18 protein-coding genes are annotated in these 21,539 nt (G+C 68.9%); 9 read left to right on the forward strand and 9 right to left on the reverse strand.

What is annotated here, in order from left to right:
- Positions 1–48: 48 nt before the first annotated feature.
- Both HWX22_RS02615 and HWX22_RS02620 read right to left on the reverse strand, forming a co-directional pair.
- Positions 49–3,621 (reverse strand): indolepyruvate ferredoxin oxidoreductase family protein, encoded by a 3,573-nt coding sequence (locus tag HWX22_RS02615; protein WP_175914997.1) that lies wholly within the window; start codon positions 3,619–3,621, stop codon positions 49–51.
- A 1,986-nt stretch (positions 3,622–5,607) separates the two neighbouring features.
- Positions 5,608–6,165 (reverse strand): sugar O-acetyltransferase, encoded by a 558-nt coding sequence (locus tag HWX22_RS02620; protein WP_059523933.1) that lies wholly within the window; start codon positions 6,163–6,165, stop codon positions 5,608–5,610.
- Between the two features lie 382 nt (positions 6,166–6,547).
- Here HWX22_RS02620 and HWX22_RS02625 point away from each other — a divergent pair, with 382 nt between their 5' ends.
- The gene (locus HWX22_RS02625) at positions 6,548–7,162 is read left to right on the forward strand and encodes a glutathione S-transferase (protein ID WP_175914998.1); all 615 of its coding nucleotides are present in this window, start codon (positions 6,548–6,550) and stop codon (positions 7,160–7,162) included.
- 74 nt (positions 7,163–7,236) lie between these two features.
- Here the strand turns inward: HWX22_RS02625 and HWX22_RS02630 are convergent, their stop codons facing one another.
- Both HWX22_RS02630 and HWX22_RS02635 read right to left on the reverse strand, forming a co-directional pair.
- Complete coding sequence (locus tag HWX22_RS02630; RefSeq protein ID WP_175914999.1) at positions 7,237–8,205, reverse strand: ion channel; 969 nt, start codon at positions 8,203–8,205, stop codon at positions 7,237–7,239.
- Positions 8,206–8,361: 156 nt separating this feature from the next.
- Positions 8,362–9,381: a sulfate ABC transporter substrate-binding protein gene (locus HWX22_RS02635; protein WP_175915000.1), complete on the reverse strand. Its 1,020-nt coding sequence runs from the start codon at positions 9,379–9,381 to the stop codon at positions 8,362–8,364.
- Between the two features lie 452 nt (positions 9,382–9,833).
- On the opposite strand from HWX22_RS02635, the gene dapA reads away from it, so the two are divergent.
- Positions 9,834–10,727: a 4-hydroxy-tetrahydrodipicolinate synthase gene (gene dapA / locus HWX22_RS02645; protein ID WP_175915001.1), complete on the forward strand. Its 894-nt coding sequence runs from the start codon at positions 9,834–9,836 to the stop codon at positions 10,725–10,727.
- Positions 10,728–10,747: 20 nt separating this feature from the next.
- On the opposite strand, the gene HWX22_RS02650 is transcribed toward dapA, so the two are convergent.
- From HWX22_RS02650 to HWX22_RS02660, 3 genes are all read right to left on the reverse strand, one after another.
- On the reverse strand, positions 10,748–11,122 hold the full coding sequence (locus HWX22_RS02650) for a type II toxin-antitoxin system VapC family toxin (protein WP_175915002.1): 375 nt from the start codon (positions 11,120–11,122) through the stop codon (positions 10,748–10,750).
- A complete protein-coding gene (locus HWX22_RS02655; RefSeq protein ID WP_175909205.1) occupies positions 11,122–11,361 on the reverse strand; it encodes a prevent-host-death protein in 240 nt (79 codons plus the stop codon). Before HWX22_RS02655 ends, HWX22_RS02650 begins: the two co-directional genes overlap by 1 nt.
- A gap of 84 nt (positions 11,362–11,445) precedes the next feature.
- On the reverse strand, positions 11,446–12,492 hold the full coding sequence (locus HWX22_RS02660) for a LysR substrate-binding domain-containing protein (RefSeq protein WP_175915003.1): 1,047 nt from the start codon (positions 12,490–12,492) through the stop codon (positions 11,446–11,448).
- 108 nt (positions 12,493–12,600) lie between these two features.
- On the opposite strand from HWX22_RS02660, the gene HWX22_RS02665 reads away from it, so the two are divergent.
- Complete coding sequence (locus HWX22_RS02665; protein WP_175910593.1) at positions 12,601–13,857, forward strand: MFS transporter; 1,257 nt, start codon at positions 12,601–12,603, stop codon at positions 13,855–13,857.
- A 97-nt stretch (positions 13,858–13,954) separates the two neighbouring features.
- Here HWX22_RS02665 and HWX22_RS02670 read toward each other — a convergent pair whose 3' ends face one another.
- Positions 13,955–14,593, reverse strand: coding sequence for a glutathione S-transferase (locus HWX22_RS02670; protein ID WP_175910592.1), 639 nt, complete (start codon positions 14,591–14,593; stop codon positions 13,955–13,957).
- 114 nt (positions 14,594–14,707) lie between these two features.
- On the opposite strand from HWX22_RS02670, the gene HWX22_RS02675 reads away from it, so the two are divergent.
- The 3 genes from HWX22_RS02675 (at position 14,708) to HWX22_RS02685 (ending at position 18,264) form a co-directional block, all read left to right on the forward strand.
- Positions 14,708–15,628, forward strand: coding sequence for a LysR substrate-binding domain-containing protein (locus tag HWX22_RS02675; RefSeq protein ID WP_175910590.1), 921 nt, complete (start codon positions 14,708–14,710; stop codon positions 15,626–15,628).
- 177 nt (positions 15,629–15,805) lie between these two features.
- Positions 15,806–16,090: a hypothetical protein gene (locus tag HWX22_RS02680; protein ID WP_175910588.1), complete on the forward strand. Its 285-nt coding sequence runs from the start codon at positions 15,806–15,808 to the stop codon at positions 16,088–16,090.
- Positions 16,091–16,143: 53 nt separating this feature from the next.
- The gene (locus HWX22_RS02685) at positions 16,144–18,264 is read left to right on the forward strand and encodes a phospholipase C, phosphocholine-specific (protein WP_175910586.1); all 2,121 of its coding nucleotides are present in this window, start codon (positions 16,144–16,146) and stop codon (positions 18,262–18,264) included.
- Between the two features lie 54 nt (positions 18,265–18,318).
- Here HWX22_RS02685 and HWX22_RS02690 read toward each other — a convergent pair whose 3' ends face one another.
- Positions 18,319–18,942 (reverse strand): alpha/beta hydrolase, encoded by a 624-nt coding sequence (locus HWX22_RS02690; RefSeq protein ID WP_059819874.1) that lies wholly within the window; start codon positions 18,940–18,942, stop codon positions 18,319–18,321.
- 233 nt (positions 18,943–19,175) lie between these two features.
- Between HWX22_RS02690 and HWX22_RS02695 the strand changes: the two genes are divergently transcribed.
- From HWX22_RS02695 to HWX22_RS02705, 3 genes are read left to right on the forward strand one after another with little or no spacing between them, the layout of a single operon-like run.
- A complete protein-coding gene (locus HWX22_RS02695) occupies positions 19,176–19,613 on the forward strand; it encodes a VOC family protein (RefSeq protein ID WP_059599989.1) in 438 nt (145 codons plus the stop codon).
- Between the two features lie 4 nt (positions 19,614–19,617).
- A complete protein-coding gene (locus tag HWX22_RS02700; RefSeq protein ID WP_175910584.1) occupies positions 19,618–20,559 on the forward strand; it encodes a glyoxylate/hydroxypyruvate reductase A in 942 nt (313 codons plus the stop codon).
- A gap of 29 nt (positions 20,560–20,588) precedes the next feature.
- Complete coding sequence (locus tag HWX22_RS02705) at positions 20,589–21,521, forward strand: hydroxymethylglutaryl-CoA lyase (RefSeq protein ID WP_059691385.1); 933 nt, start codon at positions 20,589–20,591, stop codon at positions 21,519–21,521.
- Positions 21,522–21,539 lie beyond the last annotated feature (18 nt).

A 21,539-nucleotide genomic window follows, 5' to 3' on the forward strand; every position in this document is an offset into this window, starting at 1 on the left:
AACGGCGACGCGAAGGCGTCGCCGTTTTCACATCCTCGCGTGTTCGCGTCACTTCGCGATCACGACCGGGATTCCCTTCAGCATCCCCGCGCCCTTCATCTCGTCGAGCGCGTGCTGCACGGCCGCGCTCGTCGCCGCGTCGATGCCGAGTTGCAGCGCGAGCTCGCGCTCCGCGCGCTTCACGCCCGCGAGGTTGCGCACCTTCACGTGACCGAAGCCGCGCACGCGGGCGTGAAGATCCGCAAGCTGCGCGACCTGTGCCGCGTTGCCGGCGGTCGTCGCGGCGAGCGCGCGCGTGAGCGTCGTCTCGTAGTCGTCCGCGAGCGCGCGCTCCATCCTGCGCTCGGCGGTGCGGCCGAACGGATCGAGCCACGTGCCGCGCAGGCCGCGCACGCGCGCGAGCGTGCCGAGCACCGGCCACATCCACTGGCCGAACACGCGCTTCTTCGGCGCGCTGCCGTCGCGCCCGGCCTTCGCAACCGTCGGCGGCGCCAGGTTGAACTTCACGCGATAGTCCTGCCCCGGCACGCCTTCGAACTGCGCTTCGAGCGCCGTGCGGAACGCACCGTCCGCATACAGCCGCGCGACTTCGTATTCGTCCTTCACCGCGAGCAGCCGGTAGAACGTCGTCGCGACGGCACGCGTCAGCGCATCGTCGCCCTTCGCGCGCGCCGCGCTCACCAGCGCGCGGTAGCGCTCAACGTATCGCGCGCCGCCGTATGCGTCGAGGCGCGCTTCGCGATCGGCGATCAGTTCGGCGAGCGTTTCGGGCGAAACCGCCGCGGCCACCGCGTGACGCGCGTTCCACAACGCATCGAGGCCTGCAGCGTCGCCGGCCGCCATCCGGCCGATCGCGAACGCGAGCTTGTTCATCGGCACCGCGACGTTGTTCAGCTCGATCGCGCGCATCATCGCGGCGAGCGACACCGGCACGAGGCCGTGCTGCCATGCGTAGCCCAGCATCAGGATGTTCGCGCCGATCGAATCGCCGAGGAACTTCGCGGCGAGCGCCTGCGCGTCGCAGCTCGACAGGTAGCCTTCACCGGCCGCATGGTGCATTTTTTCGAGCAGCGCATCCGCGTGCAGGTTTGCGTCGGGGTTCTGCACGAACGACGCGTTCGGAATCCGGTGCGTGTTGACGACGATTCGCGTGCGCTCATGGCGCACCGTCTGCAGCGCCTCGGCGCTCGCGCCGACGACCATGTCGCACGCGAGCAGCACGTCGGCCTGCTGCGTGTCGATGCGCACCTGGTTCAGCCACCGGTCGCTCGACGCGATCCGCACGAACGACAGCACCGAGCCGCCCTTCTGCGCGAAGCCCATGAAGTCGAGCACCGACGCGCTCTTGCCTTCGAGGTGCGCGGCCATGCTGATCAGCGCGCCGACCGTCACGACGCCCGTGCCGCCCACGCCGGTGACGAGCATGTCGTACGGCGCCGCGTCGAGATGCGTCGCGGGCACGGGCAGCGCGTCGACGCGCACGGCGAGCGCCGCCTCGTCGAACGCCGCGCCCGCGGCCTTCTTCAGCGCCGCGCCTTCGACCGTCACGAAGCTCGGGCAAAAGCCGTTCACGCACGAGTAATCCTTGTTGCATGACGACTGGTCGATGCGGCGCTTGCGGCCGAGCGGCGTCTCGAGCGGCTCGACGGACAGGCAGTTCGACTGCACGCCGCAGTCGCCGCAGCCTTCGCACACCGCGTCGTTGATGAACAGGCGCTTGTCCGGGTCGGGGAACTCGCCCTTCTTGCGGCGGCGGCGCTTCTCGGCCGCGCAGGTCTGGTCGTAGATCAGCACGGTGACGCCCGGCGTCTCGCGCAGCTCGCGCTGCACCGCGTCGAGCTCGCTGCGGTGATGGAACGTCGTGCCCTTCGGGAACAAGCCGTGATGGCCGTCGTACTTCTCCGGTTCGTCGGACACCACGACGAAGCGCGACACGCCTTCCGCCTCGACCTGCCGCGCGATCTGCGGCACCGAGATGCTGCCGTCGACCGGCTGGCCGCCCGTCATCGCGACCGCATCGTTGTAGAGGATCTTGTACGTGATGTTCGCTTTCGCGGCGACCGCCTGGCGGATCGCGAGAATGCCCGAATGGAAGTAGGTGCCGTCGCCGAGGTTCTGGAACACGTGCTTCGTGTTGGTGAACATCGCGTGCGCGGCCCAGTCGACGCCCTCGCCGCCCATCTGGATCAGGCCCGTCGTGTCGCGCTCCATCCATGACGCCATGAAGTGGCAGCCGATGCCGGCCTGCGCGATCGAGCCTTCCGGCACCTTCGTCGACGTGTTGTGCGGGCAGCCCGAGCAGAAGTACGGCGTGCGCTTCACCGCGTCCGCCTCGTTCGACAGGATCTGCGGCGCGACGAGATCGACGACGCGCTCGCGGCGATCGAGCGCCGGCTTGTGACGCGCGAGCCACGTGGCGAACACCGGCAGAATGCGCGACGGGCGCAGTTCGCCCAGCTCGGACAGCAGGCACGCGCCTTCGGCATCGTGCTTGCCGAGCACGCGCGGGCGCGCACCGTCCGCGCGGTTGTACAGGTAATCCTTGATCTGCTGCTCGATCACCGGGCCCTTCTCTTCGATGACGAGCACTTCCGACAGGCCGTCGACGAAGGTTTCGATCCGCGTCATCTCGAGCGGATACGACAGGCCGACCTTGTAGATCCGCACGCCGGCCGCTTCCAGGTCGGCGACGGTGAGGTCGAGCCGGCGCAGCGCTTCCATCAGGTCGAGATGCGCCTTGCCGCACGTGACGATGCCGACGTTCGCGTGCGCGCTCGGCGCGATCCACTTGTCGATGCTGTTGGTGCGCGCGAAATGGCGCACCGCGTCGAGCTTCGCCGCGAGACGCGCCTCGATCGTCAGGCTCGGCAGGTCGGGCCAGCGGTTGTGCAGGCCGCCCGCCGGCGGCGTGAAGCCCGTCGGCGCCGGCCATTGCGTCTGCAGCGCGTCGAGATCGACGGTCGAGCCCGACTCGACGGTCTCCGAGATCGCCTTGAAGCCGACCCACGCCCCCGAGAAGCGCGACAGCGCCCAGCCGTACAGGCCGAACTCGAGCATGTCGGCGATGTTCGACGGGTTCACGACCGGCATGTGCCACGCGATCATCGCGAAGTCGCTCTGGTGCGGCATCGACGACGACACGCAGCCGTGGTCGTCGCCCGCCACCACCAGCACGCCGCCGTGCGGCGACGAGCCATATGCGTTGCCGTGCTTCAGCGCGTCGCCGGCGCGGTCGACGCCGGGGCCCTTGCCGTACCACATCGCATACACGCCATCGACGGTGCGCTCCGGGTCAGCCTCGACGCGCTGCGTGCCGAGCACTGCGGTGCCGCCGAGTTCCTCGTTGATCGCGGGCAGGAAGCGCACGCCGCCGCCGTCGAGCAGTTTCTTCGCCTTCCACAGCTGCTGGTCGACCATCCCGAGCGGCGAGCCGCGGTAGCCGCTGACGAAGCCGGCCGTGTTCAGGCCCTGCGCGGTGTCGGACGCGCGCTGCATCAGCAACAGGCGCACCAGCGCCTGCGTGCCGGTCAGGAAGATCCGGCCGCGCGTGGCGGTCAGGTTGTCGGTCAGGCGGTAGTCGGATAGAGCGGGCGTGCCGTCGACAGGCAGTCGGGCGGTCATGGGGATGTCTCCTGATTGTGTGTTCTATGCCGTGCACCGGGGCGTCGGGCGACGCCGGCCGGGGAGCAACTGGATGGCTCTATTTTTTCGCGGGAAGGCGAGAAAGTTTTTTCTCATCTTGCTCGGGCGGCGCCGGAGTGAGAAAAACTGCGCAGGTTTTGGCCGGGAATTGAGTGAGTTTTCGCGCGGGGTGGCGGACGGCTTCTGGAGGCATATCGGCGTGGCCGAAGCGGTTGCCTCGAAAACGCGGGGACATGCGGGAGACGGCCCGCGGGCCCGGCGGTGGGCGCTCGCGGGCCGTGCGGCAAGGGTTCGCGCGGCGGAACGGGCGCGTCCTCACCCGTCGGATGCACAGCGTTCGGATTGGTCGCGGATGCGGGATGTCCACAATGCCGGGGGCCGCGGGCTGCGGGCGAAGCGGTTGGGCGTGCTCACCGGTCGATTGCACAGGGTTTCGAGTCGCGTCGAAGGCCGGATGTCCACACCTCGATCGCTCCGCGGTTCGAGCGGATGCCGACGCTCACCGTTGAAATTCACAGCGCGACGAGTCGATGCCGGCGGGAGATATCCACACCGCCGGATTCCCGCCCGGCCACTGCGACGTTCGCTCTCACCTGTCGGATGCACAGATTTGCGAGTCGATTCGGCGGTGCGATATCCACACCGCTGTCCGCGCTCGCGTTGCTCGGGAGCGGCGATCCGGTCGTCACGGCAATGCAGGCATGTGCGCGGCGGGCTCGCGTCGGGTGCCAGTTTCTGCGCGGATGGGCGTCCCCGCACGAGCACTGGCGCGGCTTTGGCGTTCATCTGAACATGCCGTCGCGCAACTGAACGCGGCGCAGATCCGCGTGTGGATATCGTCGCCGCCAGACACTAAAAACCCTGTGAATTTCGATGGTGAGCGCCGGCACGCGACCGAACGAAAATGCCTACTCAGGTGCGGAAATCCCAACCCGCGACGAATCGAAACGCTGTGAAATTCGACGGTGAGCGACGGCACTCGATCGAAAGAGCGCGCCGATCCCGGTGTGGATAGCGCGATCCACGACGACTCGAAACGCTGTGAATTCCGATGGTGAGCGGCGGCACGGCGATCGAAAGAGGACACCGACCCGGGTGTGGATAACCCACCCTACGACCACTCGAAACGCTGTGAAATTCAACGGTGAGCGTCGGCACGGTGTCGAATGCAGTCGCCGATTCAGGCATGAACAGCGGTGGCCGCAACCCCGCCGAGGCCCGTCGGTCGGGACTCGCACCGACATGGCCGAGCCGCACGCGCCCGCGCTCACCGCTGAAATACACAGCACGTCGACTGGTTTCGGCGACCGGATATCCACATCGCGGCACATACTCGAATGAAACGCGCGATCGCGAGTGCGGGTAGAATGCGCGACCCTCGAAGCCGCGATCGACGATCGCGAACGGGCGCGCAAGCCAACACCCGGTTCGACCGGGCGCGACGCTCACCATTGAAATACACAGCGCTTCGAGTGAACGGCACGGCAGGATATCCACACCGCGATACGCGCGCGGAGCTATCGCCGATCCGCACGCGCCGCTAGAATGCGCGGCGTTCCGGATTTCGCGCGACGCCCGGAAGTCCGCACCCGGCAAGCCTCACGCGCAATCGGTCGACGGTACTCACCGTTCGATGGCACAGCTTTTTTCGTCGTCGGGAGCCCGGTTGTCCACACCCTGCCCCGCGCATCCGGTCGCACGACGTCGCACTCACCGGTGAAATGCACAGCATGCCGAGTGGTTTCGAGGCCGGGATATCCACAAGCGGCCCGGCGCGGACATTTTCCGCCGGCGCATCGGCAACGTCGGCTCCTGCCCCTGCCAGCGATCGGCGTCACATGCCGGAAAGCCTCGCAAATTCGACCTCCGGGTGCTCGCTCACCGTTCGAATCCACAGCATTTCGAGTGAACGGCGCGGCCGGTTGTCCACATTCGCTGCGCAGCGAGCCGCACCCGCAAGCGCCGTCATTCGGCAATCGAACGGATGATCCGTGCCGGGTTTCCGCCGACCAGCGTATTCGGCGGAACGTCGCGCGTCACGACGGAACCCGCGCCGACGACCGCGTTCTCGCCAACCGTCACGCCGCCGATGATCGTCGCGCCCGCGCCGATCCATACGTTGCGGCCGATCGCGATCGGCCGGGCGACGACGGCGTCGCGTCGGCGGGACGGCTCGACCGGATGGCCCGACGTGATGAGACTGACGTTCGGGCCGATCATCACGTCGTCGCCGATGTCGAGGCCACCGAGGTCGTAGAACGTGCAGTTCTGGTTGACGAACACGTTGCGGCCGATCCGCGTATCGGCGCCACCCGTCGCGTAGAACGGCGGGATCAGCAGGAAGCCGTCGTCCAACGGCTTGCCGATCAGTTCTCCGAACAATGCCCGGACTTCGTCCGCATCGTCGAAGGTCAGACGGTTGAGCCGCGCGGTGATCGCCATCGTCCGCTTGAGCTCCGCGCGCATCGCGGCCGATTCCGGCGTGCGTCGCGGAATGATCGTGGTGCGATCGTCGTTCGCCATTCGTTGCTGTTCTCCGTGCGCGATCGCACCGGCACGCTGCGCGTCACGCAGCACCTGACTCGCCGAATGCGACCGCCTGGCCTGAATTCAATCCCTCGGTCGCCCCGCGCGGGGTGACCCGGTTTTCGTGTTTCGCGCGCGGTCGACGAACGTCGTCCGGGCTCGAGCGACCCGTCACCGATACTGCCGCATCGGCCGGGCGCTCACGCATCAATTCATAACTAGTTAATCAATAACTAGTTATTTCATGAACTTCGGCAGCGCCGGGCTTTGCGGGAAATTCGTTACCCGCTTCCGCCTTTCGCCCCTGTCCGAACCTCTCCCGCTCGGGTACGCTTGAGCATCCACCGAACCGACACGCATACCGAGACGCGGAGGCGCGATGAAGCTCTACTACTGGCCGAAGACCCGGGCATTCCGGGCGCTGTGGATGCTGGAGGAAATCGGCGCCGTCTACGAACTCGTGCCGATCGACCTGCATTCGCACGAACAGGGCAGCGACGCGTTCGTCCAGGTCAATCCGATGGCCAAGCTGCCCGCGCTCGACGACGGCGGCGAACCGTTCGCCGAATCCGGCGCCGTGCTGCTCTATCTCGCCGATCGCTGCCCGGGCGCCGGGCTCGGCATCGCGCCGGACGATCCGCTGCGCGGCCGCTTCCTGCAATGGATGTTCTTCACGCCCACCTGCCTCGAACCCGCGATGGCCGAAAAATTCACCGGTGCGTCGGGCAATCCCGTCGCCTTCGGCTGGGGCAACATCACGCGCGTGCAGCGTGCGCTCGCGCAAACGCTCGCCCACAGCCGCTGGCTGGTCGGCGATCACTTCACCGCGGCCGACCTGCTGCTCGCCAGCACGCTGAAGATCGCGTTCGACGCGCACCTCCTGCCGCACGAAGGCGTGCTCGGCGACTATGTCGCGCGCGCCGAGGATCGCGACGGCCATCGCCGCGCGGTCGCGGTCGAACAGCGGGAAGCGGTGCGTCTGCTGCATGCGTGATGCATGAACGGCACGGCATTCGATCGCGGCTGCCGCGACCGAATGCCGGCGCCGGTTCGCGCCGCTCGCCAGTGTCATGCAGCCGGCCCGGGCGCCTGCGTCGCCGCCTCGGCCCCGACCACCACGCCCGGCGAGCCGCGCTCGTCCGTATCGGCGTCGACCGGCACGATTTCGTGAAAATGCGTGTAGTCGATGTGCGTGATGCCGCCTTCGTCGTGCATCAGGTCGACATAACGGTGACGCCAGCGGATCTCCGCATGCGCCCATGAGTAGCGCGCCTGCATGACTTGCGCGGTCGTCTCGTCGGAACCTTCGATGGTGATCAGCAGCGACGCGTCGTGCGCAGCGAGCGACTCGGCGGTTTCACCGAACAGCGGGCTCGTTTCGTCGATCACGTGCATCAGGTTCCAGCCGAGCAGGAAGATCGGATGCTCGCTGCGCACGAGCGGCAGGTCGTGGATCTTGCGCAGCGTATAACCCTCGTGCGTGCCTTCCAGGCGCATCAGCCGCAGTTTTGCCTGCGCTTCGGCGATCACGTTCTGGCGCGCATTCGCGGCCCGCACCATCAGCGTCATCTGCCCGTTCAGCGGGCGCACGATCGCGTAACGCGCGAACAGGATCTTCGCCTGCGGCCGCGAGAAGCGCGCGAACACGAGGCCGGTCGCCAGCGCGATGCCCGACATCCCGATGAAGATCTCGAAGGTCGAGACGAGGTGCGCGTAGACGGTCTGCGGATGCATGTCGCCGTAGCCGACCGTCGCGAGCGTCTCGACGCTGAAGAAGAACGCACCGACGAACCCGGGCGGCGACTGGTTCGCGATCGGCGCGTGGCCGAGCAGGTAAAGCGTCGCGAAGCCGCCGTTGAGCAGCAGGAACAGCACCGCGAGCGACAGGAAGAATACGGGCCAGCTCACCGTCAGCGCACGGTGATAGAGGTCGCGCCAGCCGAGCGGCGGCATCCCGTATGCAACCACGGGGCGGGTGCCCGACCAGATCTTGCGGCCGCGGCCGCGGGAAGCTGGGGAGGACGGATCGACGTTCATCGCGCGAGGCCTGAAGCAGGGAGGCGATGAGCGTAGCACGCGAAGGCGGCGGCCGGGGATGCGGAGCGGGCTTTCCGCGCGAGGCGCAAAAAAACGGCCGCATGAGCGGCCGGTTTCGTGGTCGTCCCGCCGGCACGCGCGCGGCGTGCGGCGTGCTTACTTGCGGTCGACGATCACGCGGTCGAACGTGCCGCCGTCGGCGAAGTGCGTCTTCTGCGCGTTCGCCCAGCTGCCGAAAACCTGCTCGACGCTGAACGTCTTCAGCGGCTTGAACTCGGCCGCATGCTTCTTCAGCACGTTCGCGTCGCGCGGACGCAGATGGTGCCGCGCGATGATCTCCTGCGCCTGCGGCGTGTACAGGTAGTCGAGATACGCTTGCGCGACCTTGCGCGTGCCCTTCTTGTCGACGACCTTGTCGACGACGGCGACGGGCGGCTCCGCGAGAATGCTCGCCGACGGGTACACGGCGTCGAATTCCGCCCCCGACGCGCCCGTGTCCATCTGCGCGACCTCGTTCTCGAACGTGACGAGCACGTCGCCGATGCCGCGCTGCGTGAAGGTCGTCGTCGCGCCGCGGCCGCCCGAGTCCAGCACCGGGACGTTGCGGAACACCGCCTTCTCGAAGTCGAGCGCCTGCTGGTCGGTCGCGCCCTTCTGCTTCTGGTAGCCCCACGCGGCGAGATACGCGTAGCGGCCGTTACCCGACGTCTTCGGGTTCGCGATGATCACCTGCACACCCGGCTTCGCGAGATCGCTCCAGTCATTGATCGCCTTCGGATTGCCCTTGCGCACGAGGAACACCATCGTCGTCGAGTACGGCGAGCTGCCGTCTGGGAAGCGCGCGCGCCAGTCCTTCGGCAGCAACTGGCCGCGCTCGGCGAGCAGGTCGATGTCGTTCGGCTGGTTCATCGTCACGACGTCGGCCTGCAGCCCCTGCAGCACCGACAGCGCCTGCGCGCTCGACGCGCCGTGCGACTGCTTGATCGTCACGGTTTCGCCTGTCTGCTGCTTGTACGCGGCGGCGAAGCTCGTGTTGATGTCCTTGTACAGCTCGCGCGTCACGTCGTACGACACGTTCAGGATCGACGTGTCCGCGTGCGCGGCCGTTGCCGCCACGACCAGCGCCGCCGCGGCGCCCGTGTGCAGCCAGCGGCCGATCCCGTTGATGCTTGCCATCGTGATATGCCCCGTTTCCAGTGGTGGTGAATGTGCGTGACGGCACGCGTACGCGCTGTCATCGAAACGTAAGCGGGCATTCTAGCGGCCGGACGCCGCGCGCTTTCCAATCTGTCGTGCAAAGCAAATCTCGAATTCTGCTAAACGGCGCGCGTCGCTCGCGTACGCGCCGGATCCGATGTTAAGATCGCCGCTCAGCCCATTTCACGGTTCATCCATGTCCGCTGCCCTGCGCTCGCCCTCGATCCTTGCCGCCATCGCGGCCGGTGCGCGCGCGGCCGGGCTGAAACTGAAAAAACGACTCCTCGACTGACGGGGACGTCGCGTCCCGTCAGGCGAATGCCGGACGGGATGCACGCAGGTCGTTTCTTTCTCCTTGCTCGCATGCCTCGCTCCGGCACACCGCCGGCGGAACGGTTCCTTCCCACTCCGTTTCCACCTTGAGGCTTTTCATGCACACACGTTTCGAAGGTATCTGGCTGCCGATCATCACGCCGCTCCACGACGGCGAGGTCGACCACGGTGCGCTCGCACGGCTCGCGCGTCACTATGCTGCGGCGGGCATCGCGGGTTTCGTCGCGGGCGCGACGACCGGTGAAGGCGTGCTGCTCGACGCGCGCGAACAGGACGCCGTGTTCGCGACGCTGCGCGATGCCGTGCCCGGCCTGCCGATCGTCGTCGGGCTCACCGCGAGCGCGACGCACTTCGCGGCCGCCCGCGCACGCGAACTCGCCGCGCTGCGACCCGACGGGCTGCTCGTCACGCCGCCCGTCTACGTTCGGCCGACGCAGGACGGAATCCGCCGCCACGTCGAAACGATCGTCGATGCGGCCGATCTGCCGGTCCTCGTCTACAACATCCCGTACCGCACCGGCGTGAACGTCGAACTGGAAACGCTGCAGGCACTCGCGCGCGATCCGCGCGTCGCCGGCATCAAGGAGTGCGGCGGGACGCTCGACCGGATGAACCAGCTCGTGCACGACACGCCGCTCGCGATCCTCTCCGGCGACGACAACCAGAACTTCGCCGCGCTATGTGCCGGTGCGCACGGCGCGATCGCCAGCAGCGCGCACGTGCTGCCCGAATGGCATGTGCGCATTCATGCGCTGCTGCGCGACGGCCGCCTCGCCGACGCGCGACGGCTGTCGGTCGCGCTGCAGCCGCTCGTCGCGGCCCTGTTCGCGGAGCCGAATCCGGCGCCGGTGAAGGCGGTGCTGGCTGCGCAGGGGTGGTGCGAGGACGGGCTGAGGTTGCCGTTCGTGCCGGCGAGCGAGGGGTTGCGGGGGAGGCTGGGCAAGCTGTGTGCGGCGCTCGAGGCGTCAGCGCAAGTTGTCGCGGCAGCGTAGGATTTCGCTCCGAAACTGTTTCAGACCGTCAAGACTCTCGACGAGCCGTACTGCGAAAGACGGCTGTCAGCCGTTATGAGCAGCATCGGTTCGGACGACGCCTGCGCGACCAGCAAACGATCGAACGGGTCGCGATGGTAATGGGGCAGATAGCGCACGGCTGCGCCGTGCGCGGCCCGAACCGGCAGCTCCCGATACCGGCTCATTGCAATCGCCTCGACCATCCGATCCACATCCAGCTTCCCCGTCCCGGCCTTGATCGCGACTTCCCAGATGCTCGCGCTGCTGATGAACACTTCGTCGGCTTCGGCGATCAGATTGCGCGCGCGAGCGCTCAGTTTCGGATCGTTGGCCCACATCCAGAGAAAGATGTGCGTATCGAACAGCAACCGCATCACTTTCCTTCGAACGCATCCAGCAAATCGTCGGGAAGCGGTGCGTCAAAGTCGTCCGCGATCCATATCTGCCCCTTGAGAAGCCCGTAATGATGAATCGGCTTGAGCGGCACAAGTCGGACCGACTGCTTGCCGTTCTGCATGATCACGACGCGTTCGCCGGCGATCGCGGCATCGAGAAGCCGCTGAAGGTCGAGCGTGGCTTCGGGGACAGTGGCAACTTGCATGAGGGCCTCCATTGAGTGATCCTCCATTGTCACGACATTCGCCCCGTCCCTCCAATAGGCCGAACGTCCGGCCGACCGCCTGCGTGTCGATCGATATCACGCCGCCAGCGCCACCCCCTCCCCCGCCGTCGCGTCCCGCACCGCCTGCGTGACGATCCGCGCGAGCCGCTCGACGGTCGGCGTCGCCGACGACGTACGCCGCAGCAGCATCAGCGGCAGGCTCGGCAACGCCGGCAGCCCGGACGCCGCCGCGTCGAGCACGCGCACCGACGCGGGCAGCCCGTAGTGCGAGCGCACCGTCAGCCCGAGGCCGGCCGCCGCCGCGGCCCACAGCCCGGCCAGGCTCGGCGTCGTGAACGCGACGCGCCACGGCACGTCCGCGCGATCGAGCGCATCGGTCGCCGCGCCGAAGAAGCGGCACGGCCGGTCGAACACGACGAGCGGCAACGGCTCGCCCGACGCGCACATCGCACGAAGGCGCGCGCCGCCATCGTCGGCCGCGTCCGCCGGCCCGTCGCCGTCCGGCATCCCGAAGCCGCTCGCGCCGACCGCCGCGATCCACTGCATCGGCACCTGCGCGATCGCGTCGCTGTCGATGCCCGCGCGCGACACCAGTGTCGCCGACGCCGGATCGCCCCACACGAGCGCGAGATCGAGCTGGTTCGCGTCGAGCCGCTCGAGCAACTCGGCATTGCGCGCGACGCGCGCCTCGATCCTCACCTTCGGATGCGCCCGCGCGAAACGCCCGAGCACGTCGGGCAGGATCGCTTCGCCGAAGTCCTCCTGCAGGCCGACCCGCACCCAGCCGTCGAGATTCACGCCGCGCACCGCCGCGGCCGCTTCGTCGTTCAGCTCGATCATCCGCCGCGCATAGCGCAGCATCGCGTCGCCGGCGTCGGTCAGCGCGAGCCCGCGCCCGGCCTTCACGAACAACGGCGTGCCGGCCTGTTCCTCGAGCTTGCGGATCTGCGCGCTCACCGCCGACGACGAACGCGCGACGCGATCGGCGGCCTTCGCGAAGCTGCCGAGATCCACGCCCGCCACCAGGCTGCGCAACGCCGCGACGTCGAAGTTCGGCCGGGCCAGCGTGGCGTCGGGTGCCGCGAGCGCCGCCGCGCCGTGGGCATTGTCTTGTCCGGACATTTCAATCATCCCGTTTTATCGAACGATTCATCAAAAACTTTCCGATTTTCGGGATGAATGTAGATCGCCACACTGACGATGTCAATTTCCCGAACGGGCCCTGTCGTCATGGATACCTCCTGCCTCGCTTCCCCGTCCTCGCCCGCGCACGCCGCGCGCGGCCCGGCCCATCGCTGGCGCGTGCTCGCGGCCGGCGTCGCCGCGAACATGAGCTTTTCCGCGGCCGCGGCCGGCATTCCGACCACCGCCGTGTGGATGCGCTCGGCCTATCACCTCGACAACGGCGCGCTCGGCCTCGTGCTCGGCGCGCTCGGCTTCGGCGTCGCGCTGTCGGAGTTGCCGTGGGGGATCGCCGCCGACCGCTTCGGCGATCGCCGCGTGCTGCTCACGGGCCTCGTCGCGACGGCCGCGATGCTTGCGCTGATGGTGGCCACGATCGTCCCGACCGCGCACGCGGTGCCGCCGCTCACGCGTGTCGTCGCGGCGATGTGCTGCGTCGGCCTGCTCGGCGGCAGCGTGAACGGATCGAGCGGACGCGCGGTGATGCGCTGGTTCGGCGAGCGCGAACGCGGGCTCGCGATGAGCATCCGCCAGACGGCCGTGCCGCTCGGCGGCGGTGTCGGCGCGGCGCTGCTGCCGTCGCTCGCGTCGCATGCGGGCTTCGCCGCGGTGTACGGCGCGTTGATGCTGCTGTGCGCCGGATCGGCCGCGCTGACGTGGCGCTGGCTGCACGAACCGCCCGAGGCGCCGGCCGGCGCGCACCGCCCCGTCGCGCAGCAGCAGCCGGCCGCGCCCGCGCGCAGCCCGCTTGCGAGCGGCCGCGTGTGGCGCATCGTGCTCGGCATCGGCGCGCTGTGTGCGCCGCAGTTCGCGGTGCTCACATTCGCGACCGTGTTCCTGCACGATTTCGGCCGGCTCGGCCTGGCCGGCATCAGCGCGGCGATGGTCGCGCTGCAGCTCGGCGCGATGGTGATGCGCGTGTGGAGCGGCCGCCATACCGACCGGCACGGCAACCGGCGGGCGTACCTGCGCGGGTCGGTGTGCGTCGCGGCCGGTTCGTTCGCGCTGCTCGCGGCCGCCACCGCCGGCAGCCCGCACGTGCCGCTCGCCGCGATCGTCGCGATCCTCGTGTTCGCCGGCATCTGCGTGTCGGCGTGGCACGGCGTCGCGTATACGGAACTCGCGACGCTCGCGGGCGCGAACCACGCCGGCACCGCGCTCGGGATGGCGAACACGATCGTCTATCTCGGGCTGTTCGCGACGCCGCTCGCGATTCCGCCGCTGCTCGCCGTCAGTTCGTGGAGCGTGGTCTGGCTCGCGGCCGCGCTGATCGCGGCTGCGACCTGGCCGCTGTTCGCGCGGTAACGACCACGATCGCCAGCGCGCGGCACGCGCGGACGCCGTCCTGCTTGCGGCACATGCATGCAGCCCGTCGCGCGCATGCCACGACGTCCGCCCACCGTCATGCCGCCTCGCGCGCCAGCGCACGCCGCGCGGCCGGCCGCTCGGCCTCGCGCTGCGCGTGCGCGGTCCACGCGGGATGCCGCGCCATGTCGAGCCCGATCGCCACGCCCCAGCGATACAGCACCAGCAGGAACGGATCGACAATCGAATGGCCGCCCGGCTCGGCCCACGTGCGTCCGTCGGCGAGCGCGGCTTCGATCGTGGCGTTCGCCGCATCGATCACGTCACGCCCGTGCGCGCTGACCGCACCGTGCAGCGCCGGATCGCTGATGAAGCGCCCCGGCCGCCACAGCGTGCCGTAGCCGACGCCATGCACCCAGCCGACCAGCCAGGCGAGCCATTCGTGACAGCGCGCCTCGCGCAGCGGATCGTCGAGCGGCAGCAACCGCGCGTCCGGATGACGGCGCGCGAGATACGTGAGGATCGCGGGCGTTTCGGTCAGCACGCGCGGCTCGCCCGGAATCGCGAGCACGGGCACGCGCGCCTTCGGGTTGATCGCGAGATAACGCGCATCGAGGTTCTGCTGCTCGCGCACGGACACGACCTCGATGTCGAACGGCACGCCGGTTTCCTCGAGCGCGATGTGAGCGGCGAGCGAACATGCGCCCGGAGAAAGATAGAGACGATAGGCGTTCATGATGGCGTTGCCCGGTGGGCACCTGATGAAAGACGGCACCGAGTGTAGGAACGCATCGACCGCCGCCGCAAACGATGAATTGTCGTGCTCGGACATTAGTGATACTAATGCGCGATGCGACGCATTCACCTTCCCCCGCTGCAGACGTTGCGTGCGTTCGAAGCCGCCGTGCGGCTGCAGAGCTTCACGCGCGCGGCCGACGAACTCGCGCTCACGCAGGGCGCGGTCAGCCAGCACATCCGCGCGCTCGAAGCGCAGCTCGGCCATCCGCTGTTCACGCGCGAGCGCAGCGGCGCGACGCCGACTCATGCCGCGCATGCGCTCGTGCTGCAGGTGCGCCAGGGCCTGAGTGTGCTCGAACGCGCGTTCGAGCCGGCGCTCGCCGCGCGCAGCCGCCCGCGTATCTGCGACGTCACGCTGAACGTGAGCGTGCTGCCGAGCGTCGCCGAGCGCTGGCTCGTGCCACGCCTGCCGCGCTTCGCGGCCGCGCATCCGCACATCGCGATCGTGCTGCATCCAGACGCGGCGCTCGCGCCGCTGCGCAAGCGCGACCGCATCGACGTCGCGCTGCGCTACGGGCCCGGCAGCTGGCCGGGCGTCGTCGCCGAGAAGCTGATGAACGAGACGGTGTTCCCGGTCGCGAGCCCCGCGTATCGCAATCGCGACGGCATCGCGCCGCGCGCGCCTGCCGATCTCGTGCGCGCGACGCTGCTGCGCCATCCCGCGCAGCCTTGGGAACCGTGGTTCCAGGCCGCGCGGCTCGACCTGACCGAATCCGCGCGCGCGCCGCGCTTCACCGACGCGAACGCATTGATCGACGCGACGCTGAAAGGACGCGGCGTCGCGCTCGCACGCCGCTCGCTGATCGAACCCGAACTCGCCGCCGGCACGCTCGTGCGCGTGTCGACGGTGCGCGTGACCGACGTGTATGCGCACTACGTGGTGTGGCGCCCCGATCATCCGCGCGAAGCGGCGATCCGTACGTGGCTCGACTGGCTGCGCAGCGAAGTGCGGCGCCGGACGCCGCGCCGCTGACACACGGCGCCCGCCTGCGCGGCGAAGCGCGCGAAAGCACAACGCGCGCGAAAGCATTTAGTCGGCTCGACGAAAGCCGTTCGCGATCATGCTCCGGTCGCAAACGATTCACCGAATCGTCGCATCGCACCGGCATACTCGAAAACGTTTCCCGATCCGCCTGCCAGGAGAGAAGTCATGCGTCGCGTTGCCCTCGTCGTCGTTCTATGTGCCGCCACCGTCATCGCCGCCTGCAGCGACGACGCGCCGCACGACGCGCACACGGCCGACGCCTCCCAACAGGCCGGCGCATCGCCCGGCTCCGCGAGCGCGTTCAACAGCGATGCGGGCGCGCACGCCGCCGCGTCCGATGCCGCACCGCTCGCGCCGCCCGTCGTCCACTACCCGCCCGACGATGACGACGACACGAAGCCCGCGGCGAACGCGGGCGCGTCCGGCGTCGCCGCATCGTCGGCGCACTGATCCCGCCGTTCCTGTCCCTGCCCCCCCCGATCGCAGAACCGAGGTGAAATAACATGACGTCATCCAGCCGCCGCCGTTTCCTGCATACCGTCGCACAATCCGCGGGCGCGGCCGTCGCGCTTAACGCGTTCCCCGAGTCGATCCGCCGCGCGCTCGCGATTCCGGCCGCGCGCGGCACCGGCACGATCCGCGATGTCGCGCACATCGTCGTGTTCATGCAGGAAAACCGTTCGTTCGACCATTACTTCGGACACCTGCGCGGCGTGCGCGGCTACAACGACCGCTTCCCGATCCCGCTGCCGAACGGCAAGCCGGTGTGGTACCAGCCGTCGAAGGAAGACCCGGCGAAGCCCGTGCTGCCGTTCCGGCTGGACACGAAGACGACCAGCGCGCAGTGCCTCGGCGCGCTCGACCACTCGTGGGCGAAGACCCACGCGGCGATCGACGGCGGCCGCTACGATCAGTGGCCCGCGAACAAGACCGACATGACGATGGGCTATCACGTGCGCGAGGACATCCCGTTCCACTACGCGCTCGCCGATGCGTTCACCGTGTGCGACAACTACTTCTGCTCGCTGCCGGGGCCGACGCACCCGAACCGCTCGTACCTGATGACGGGCACCGTCGACCCGACCGGCAAGTTCGGCGGCCCGCTGCTCGACAACGCCGACTACGTCGACGGCGACCTGCCGCCCGCGTACCAGCTGCTGTCGTGGACGACCTTCCCCGAACGGCTCGAGGCGCGCGGCGTGTCGTGGCAGATCTACCAGCAGGGGCTGACGTGGGCCGATCCGTACAACGGCAACTACGGCACGAACATCCTGCAGAACTTCACGAACTTCATCAACGCGAAGCCGGGCTCGTCGCTGTACCAGCGCGCGCAGACGGTGCGCACGCTCGACAACCTGAAGGACGACGTGATCAACGACCGCCTGCCGCAGGTGTCGTGGCTGCTGCCGCCCGCCGTGTTCTCCGAGCACCCGAAATACACGCCGGCATACGGCGCGAACTACACGTCGCAGATCCTCGACGCGCTCACGGCAAATCCGGACGTGTGGGCGAAGACCGTGCTGTTCATCATGTACGACGAGAACGACGGCTTCTTCGATCACGTCGTGCCGCCGCAGCCGCCGACGTCGGCCGCGCAGGGCGCATCGACCGTAACCACCGACGGCGAGCTGCACACGGTCGTGAATCCCGGCCGCGGCGGCAGCTATACGGCCGACGGCCTCCCGTACGGCCTCGGGCCGCGCGTGCCGATGACGGTCGTGTCGCCGTGGTCGAAAGGCGGCTTCGTGTGCTCGCAGGTGTTCGACCACACGTCGGTGATCCGCTTCATCGGCGAGCGCTTCGGCGTCGACGAACCGAACATCACGCCGTGGCGCCGGACCGTCTGCGGCGACCTCACCGCCGCGTTCGACTTCCGCTCGTCCGACGCGTCGTTCCCGACGCTGCCCGACACGAGCCAGTACCGCTCGATCGCCGACCAGCAATGCACGTCGCAACCCGCGCCGACCGTGCCCGCGACGCCGTCGCCGATCGATCCGCAGGAACCCGGCGTGCGGCCCGCGCGCGCGCTGCCGTACGAACTGCATGTGAACGCGAGCATCTACAGCGGCAACACGCTGCGCATCGAGTTCGCGAACCGCGGCAACCAGGGCGCGCACTTCCAGGTGTACGCGACGAACCGCACCGACGGCCCGTGGCGCTACACGGTCGGCGCGCGCCGCGTGCTGCACGCGGACTTCGACCTGACGGAGACGAACGGCGCGTATGCGTTCTCGGTGTATGGGCCGAACGGCTTCGTGCGGATGTTCGCGGGCAACGTGTCGGCCGCGACGGCGCGCCGCCGCAACCATGCGCAGCCGGAAGTGAAGGCCGGCTACGACATCGCGAACGGCAACCTGTACCTGAAGCTGCGCAACCATGGCGCGGGCCACGTGACGCTGACGCTGGCCGACAACGCATACGGCACGCCCGCGCGCCAGGTGACGCTGCACGGCGGCGACGAACACGTCGAGCAATGGGCGCTCGCGTCGAGCCATCACTGGTATGACGTGACGGTGAGCGACGGCGCGAACGGCACGTTCTCGCGCCGCTTCGCGGGCCACGTCGAGAACGGCCGGCCGAGCTACTCGGATCCGGCCGCGGTGCGGCCCGTTTCCGCGTCGTAAGCGCAGCGCGCACGCGCAAAGCGGCCCTCGCCGCGCAGCGCGTGCGCGTGAGTGTCAGATCGCGTGCGCGAGCGCGCGGTCAACGAGCGCGGCGTCGAAGCCGTCGTCCGCGTCGCGAAAGCGCAGCGGCGCCGCGCAGTGCACCAGCGTGTCGATGAAGTACTTCGCGCGCGGCCATGGCCCGAAGCCGGCCGCGGTGTTGATGTGTCCCGCGTCGCCGAGATTGACGAACGCGCTGCCGAGCCGCCGCGCGAGCGTGCGCGCATCGGCGAGCGGCATCCACGGATCGGTCTCGCTGCCGATCACGATCGACGGCACCGCGAGCCGGCGCGCGTCGAACGGCCCGGCAAAGGTGAATTTCTTCGGGCTGGCCGGTGCGACGAGCAGCACGCCCGCGACGTCGGCCGCCTGCGGCCATTGCGCGAGCGCATGCGCGGCCGCGAGGCAGCCGAAGCTGTGCGCGGCCAGCACGAACGGGCCGCGCTCGCGATCGAGCAGCGCGCGCACGGATTGCGCCCAGCGCGCGAGATCCGGCGCATCCCAGTCGGCCTGTTCGACCCGCAGCGAGCGCGGGAACTGCCGCTCCAGCCAGGTCTGCCAGTGGGCGCCTTCGCTGCCGTGCAGGCCCGGAACGGTCACGAGCCGCGGCGGCCACGCCGATTTGCTGCATGCGCGCATGATTGCCCTCGCTTGCTTTGCTTGAAGACGGGATTCGATTGTGGCGTGCCGCGCGCGGCGGCCGAACCAATATTTTGTGCTTTGCTTTTGCGCGGTACGGCCGCGCGGCGCGGGCCGGCCGCCTCGCGGCGGCGCAACGCGCCACGAAACCGTAGAATGTGGGCTTCCCGCTTGCCTTGCATCGGATCGAACCGGGCGCTGCCGCGCCGGTTCCGATCGACAGGAGACGCCCGATGTCCGCTACGCCCGCCGGCGCGCTGCGCCCGTTCCATCTCGCCTTTCCCGTGTCGAGCCTCGCCGGCGCGCGCGCGTTCTACGGCGGCCTGCTCGGCTGCCCCGAAGGCCGCAGCTCGGAACACTGGGTCGACTTCGATTTCTTCGGGCACCAGCTCGTCGCGCACCTCGCGCCGGACGAAACCGGCAAGAGCGCGGTGAACCCGGTCGACGGCGACGACGTGCCCGTGCGCCATTTCGGCGTCGTGCTGTCGATGGATGAATGGCAGGCGCTCGCCGACAAGCTCAAGGCCGCGCACACGCGCTTCGTGATCGAGCCGCACATCCGCTTCAAGGGCGAGGTCGGCGAGCAGGCGACGATGTTCTTCCTCGATCCGTGCGGCAACGCGCTGGAGTTCAAGGCGTTCGCCGACATCGGCCAGCTGTTCGCGAAGTAGGCGCATGAAGATCCTGTTCTACTCGCCGCATCAGGAAGCCGACGCATGGCGCGACGCGATCGCGCGTGCGCTGCCCGAGGCCGAGCTGCGCGCGTGGCAGCCGGGCGACGCGGGCGCCGCCGACTACGCGCTCGTCTGGCGCGCGCCGCGCGAGCTGTTCGCGCCCCGCGACGGCCTGCGCGCGATCTTCAATCTCGGCGCGGGCGTCGACGCGCTGCTCGCGCTCGACCGCGCGCATCCCGGCACGCTGCCGCGCGACGTGCCGCTGGTGCGCCTCGAGGATTCGGGCATGGCGCGGCAGATGATCGAATACGTAACGCATGCGGTGCTGCGCTACCTGCGCCGCTTCGACGAATACGACGCGCTGCAGCGCGAACGCCGCTGGCAGGTGCTCGAGCCGCATCCGCGCGCGGGTTTCACCGTCGCAGTGCTCGGTCTCGGCGTGCTCGGCGCGCAGGTCGCGCAGGCGCTCGCGGCGCTCGGCCTGCCGGTGCGCGGCTACAGCCGCAGCCCGAAACGGCTCGACGGTGTCGAGACCTTCGCGGGCGACGGCGCGTTCGACGCGTGCATCGACGGCGCGAAGGTGCTCGTGAACCTGCTGCCGAGCACGCGCGATACCGACGGAATCCTGTCGGCACGGACCTTCGCGAAGCTGGCGCCGGGCGCGTACCTGGTGAACGTCGCACGCGGCGCACATCTCGTCGAGGCCGACCTGCTCGACGCGCTCGCGAGCGGCCGGATCGCCGCCGCGACGCTCGACGTGTTCCAGCACGAGCCGCTGCCCGTTGACCACCCGTTCTGGCACGCGCCGCGCATCACGATCACGCCGCACAGCTCGGCCGAGACGCTGCGCGACGAAGCCGTCGAGCAGATCGCCGGCAAGATCCGCGCGCTCGAGCGCGGCGAGCGCGTCGGCGGCATCGTCGACTACGCGCGCGGCTACTGAATTCCGCCTATACGAAACTGGAGACAACCATGACGTTCCCCACCGCCGTCAAGATCGTCGAAGTCGGCCCGCGCGACGGGCTGCAGAACGAAAAGACCTTCGTGCCGACCGACGTGAAGATCGCGCTCGTCGACCGGCTGTCGCGCGCCGGCTTCCGCAATATCGAAGCGGCGTCGTTCGTGTCGCCGAAATGGGTGCCGCAGATGGCCGACGGCGCCGACGTGATGGCCGGCATCGAGCGGCGCGCGGGCACCGTGTATTCGGTGCTCACGCCGAACCTGAAAGGCTTCGAGAACGCGCTCGCCGCGCGTGCCGACGAAGTGGTGATCTTCGGCGCGGCGAGCGAGGCGTTCTCGCAGCGGAACATCAACTGCAGCATCGCCGAGAGCATCGCGCGCTTCGAGCCGGTCGCGAAGGCCGCGAAGGATGCCGGCCTGCGGCTGCGCGGCAGCGTGTCGTGCACGCTCGGCTGCCCGTACCAGGGCGAGGTGCCGGTCGCCTCGGTCGTCGACGTCGTCGAACGCTTCGCCGCGCTCGGCTGCGACGAGATCGACATCGCCGACACGATCGGCGTCGGCACGCCGAAGCGCACGCGCGAAGTGCTGTCGGCCGTCACGCGGGTGTTTCCGCGCGAGCGGCTGTCGGGCCACTTCCACGACACCTACGGCCAGGCGCTCGCGAACATCTACGCGGCGCTGTTCGAAGGAATCGAGATCTTTCACGCGTCGGTCGCCGGCCTCGGCGGCTGCCCGTATGCGAAGGGCGCGACCGGCAACGTCGCGACCGAGGATGTGCTGTACCTGATGCAGGGCCTCGGCATCGACACCGGCATCGACCTCGCGCAGGTGGTCGCCGCCGGCGACTTCATCTCCCATGCGATCGGCCGCGCGAACGTGTCGCGCGCCGGTCGCGCGCTGCTCGCCAAGGCGCAGAGCGCGGCCGACACGCCGAGCTGCGTCTGACCCCGACATTGACGGATT

This window comes from Burkholderia sp. BCC1638, assembly GCF_902833195.1.
Classification (GTDB): domain Bacteria; phylum Pseudomonadota; class Gammaproteobacteria; order Burkholderiales; family Burkholderiaceae; genus Burkholderia; species Burkholderia diffusa.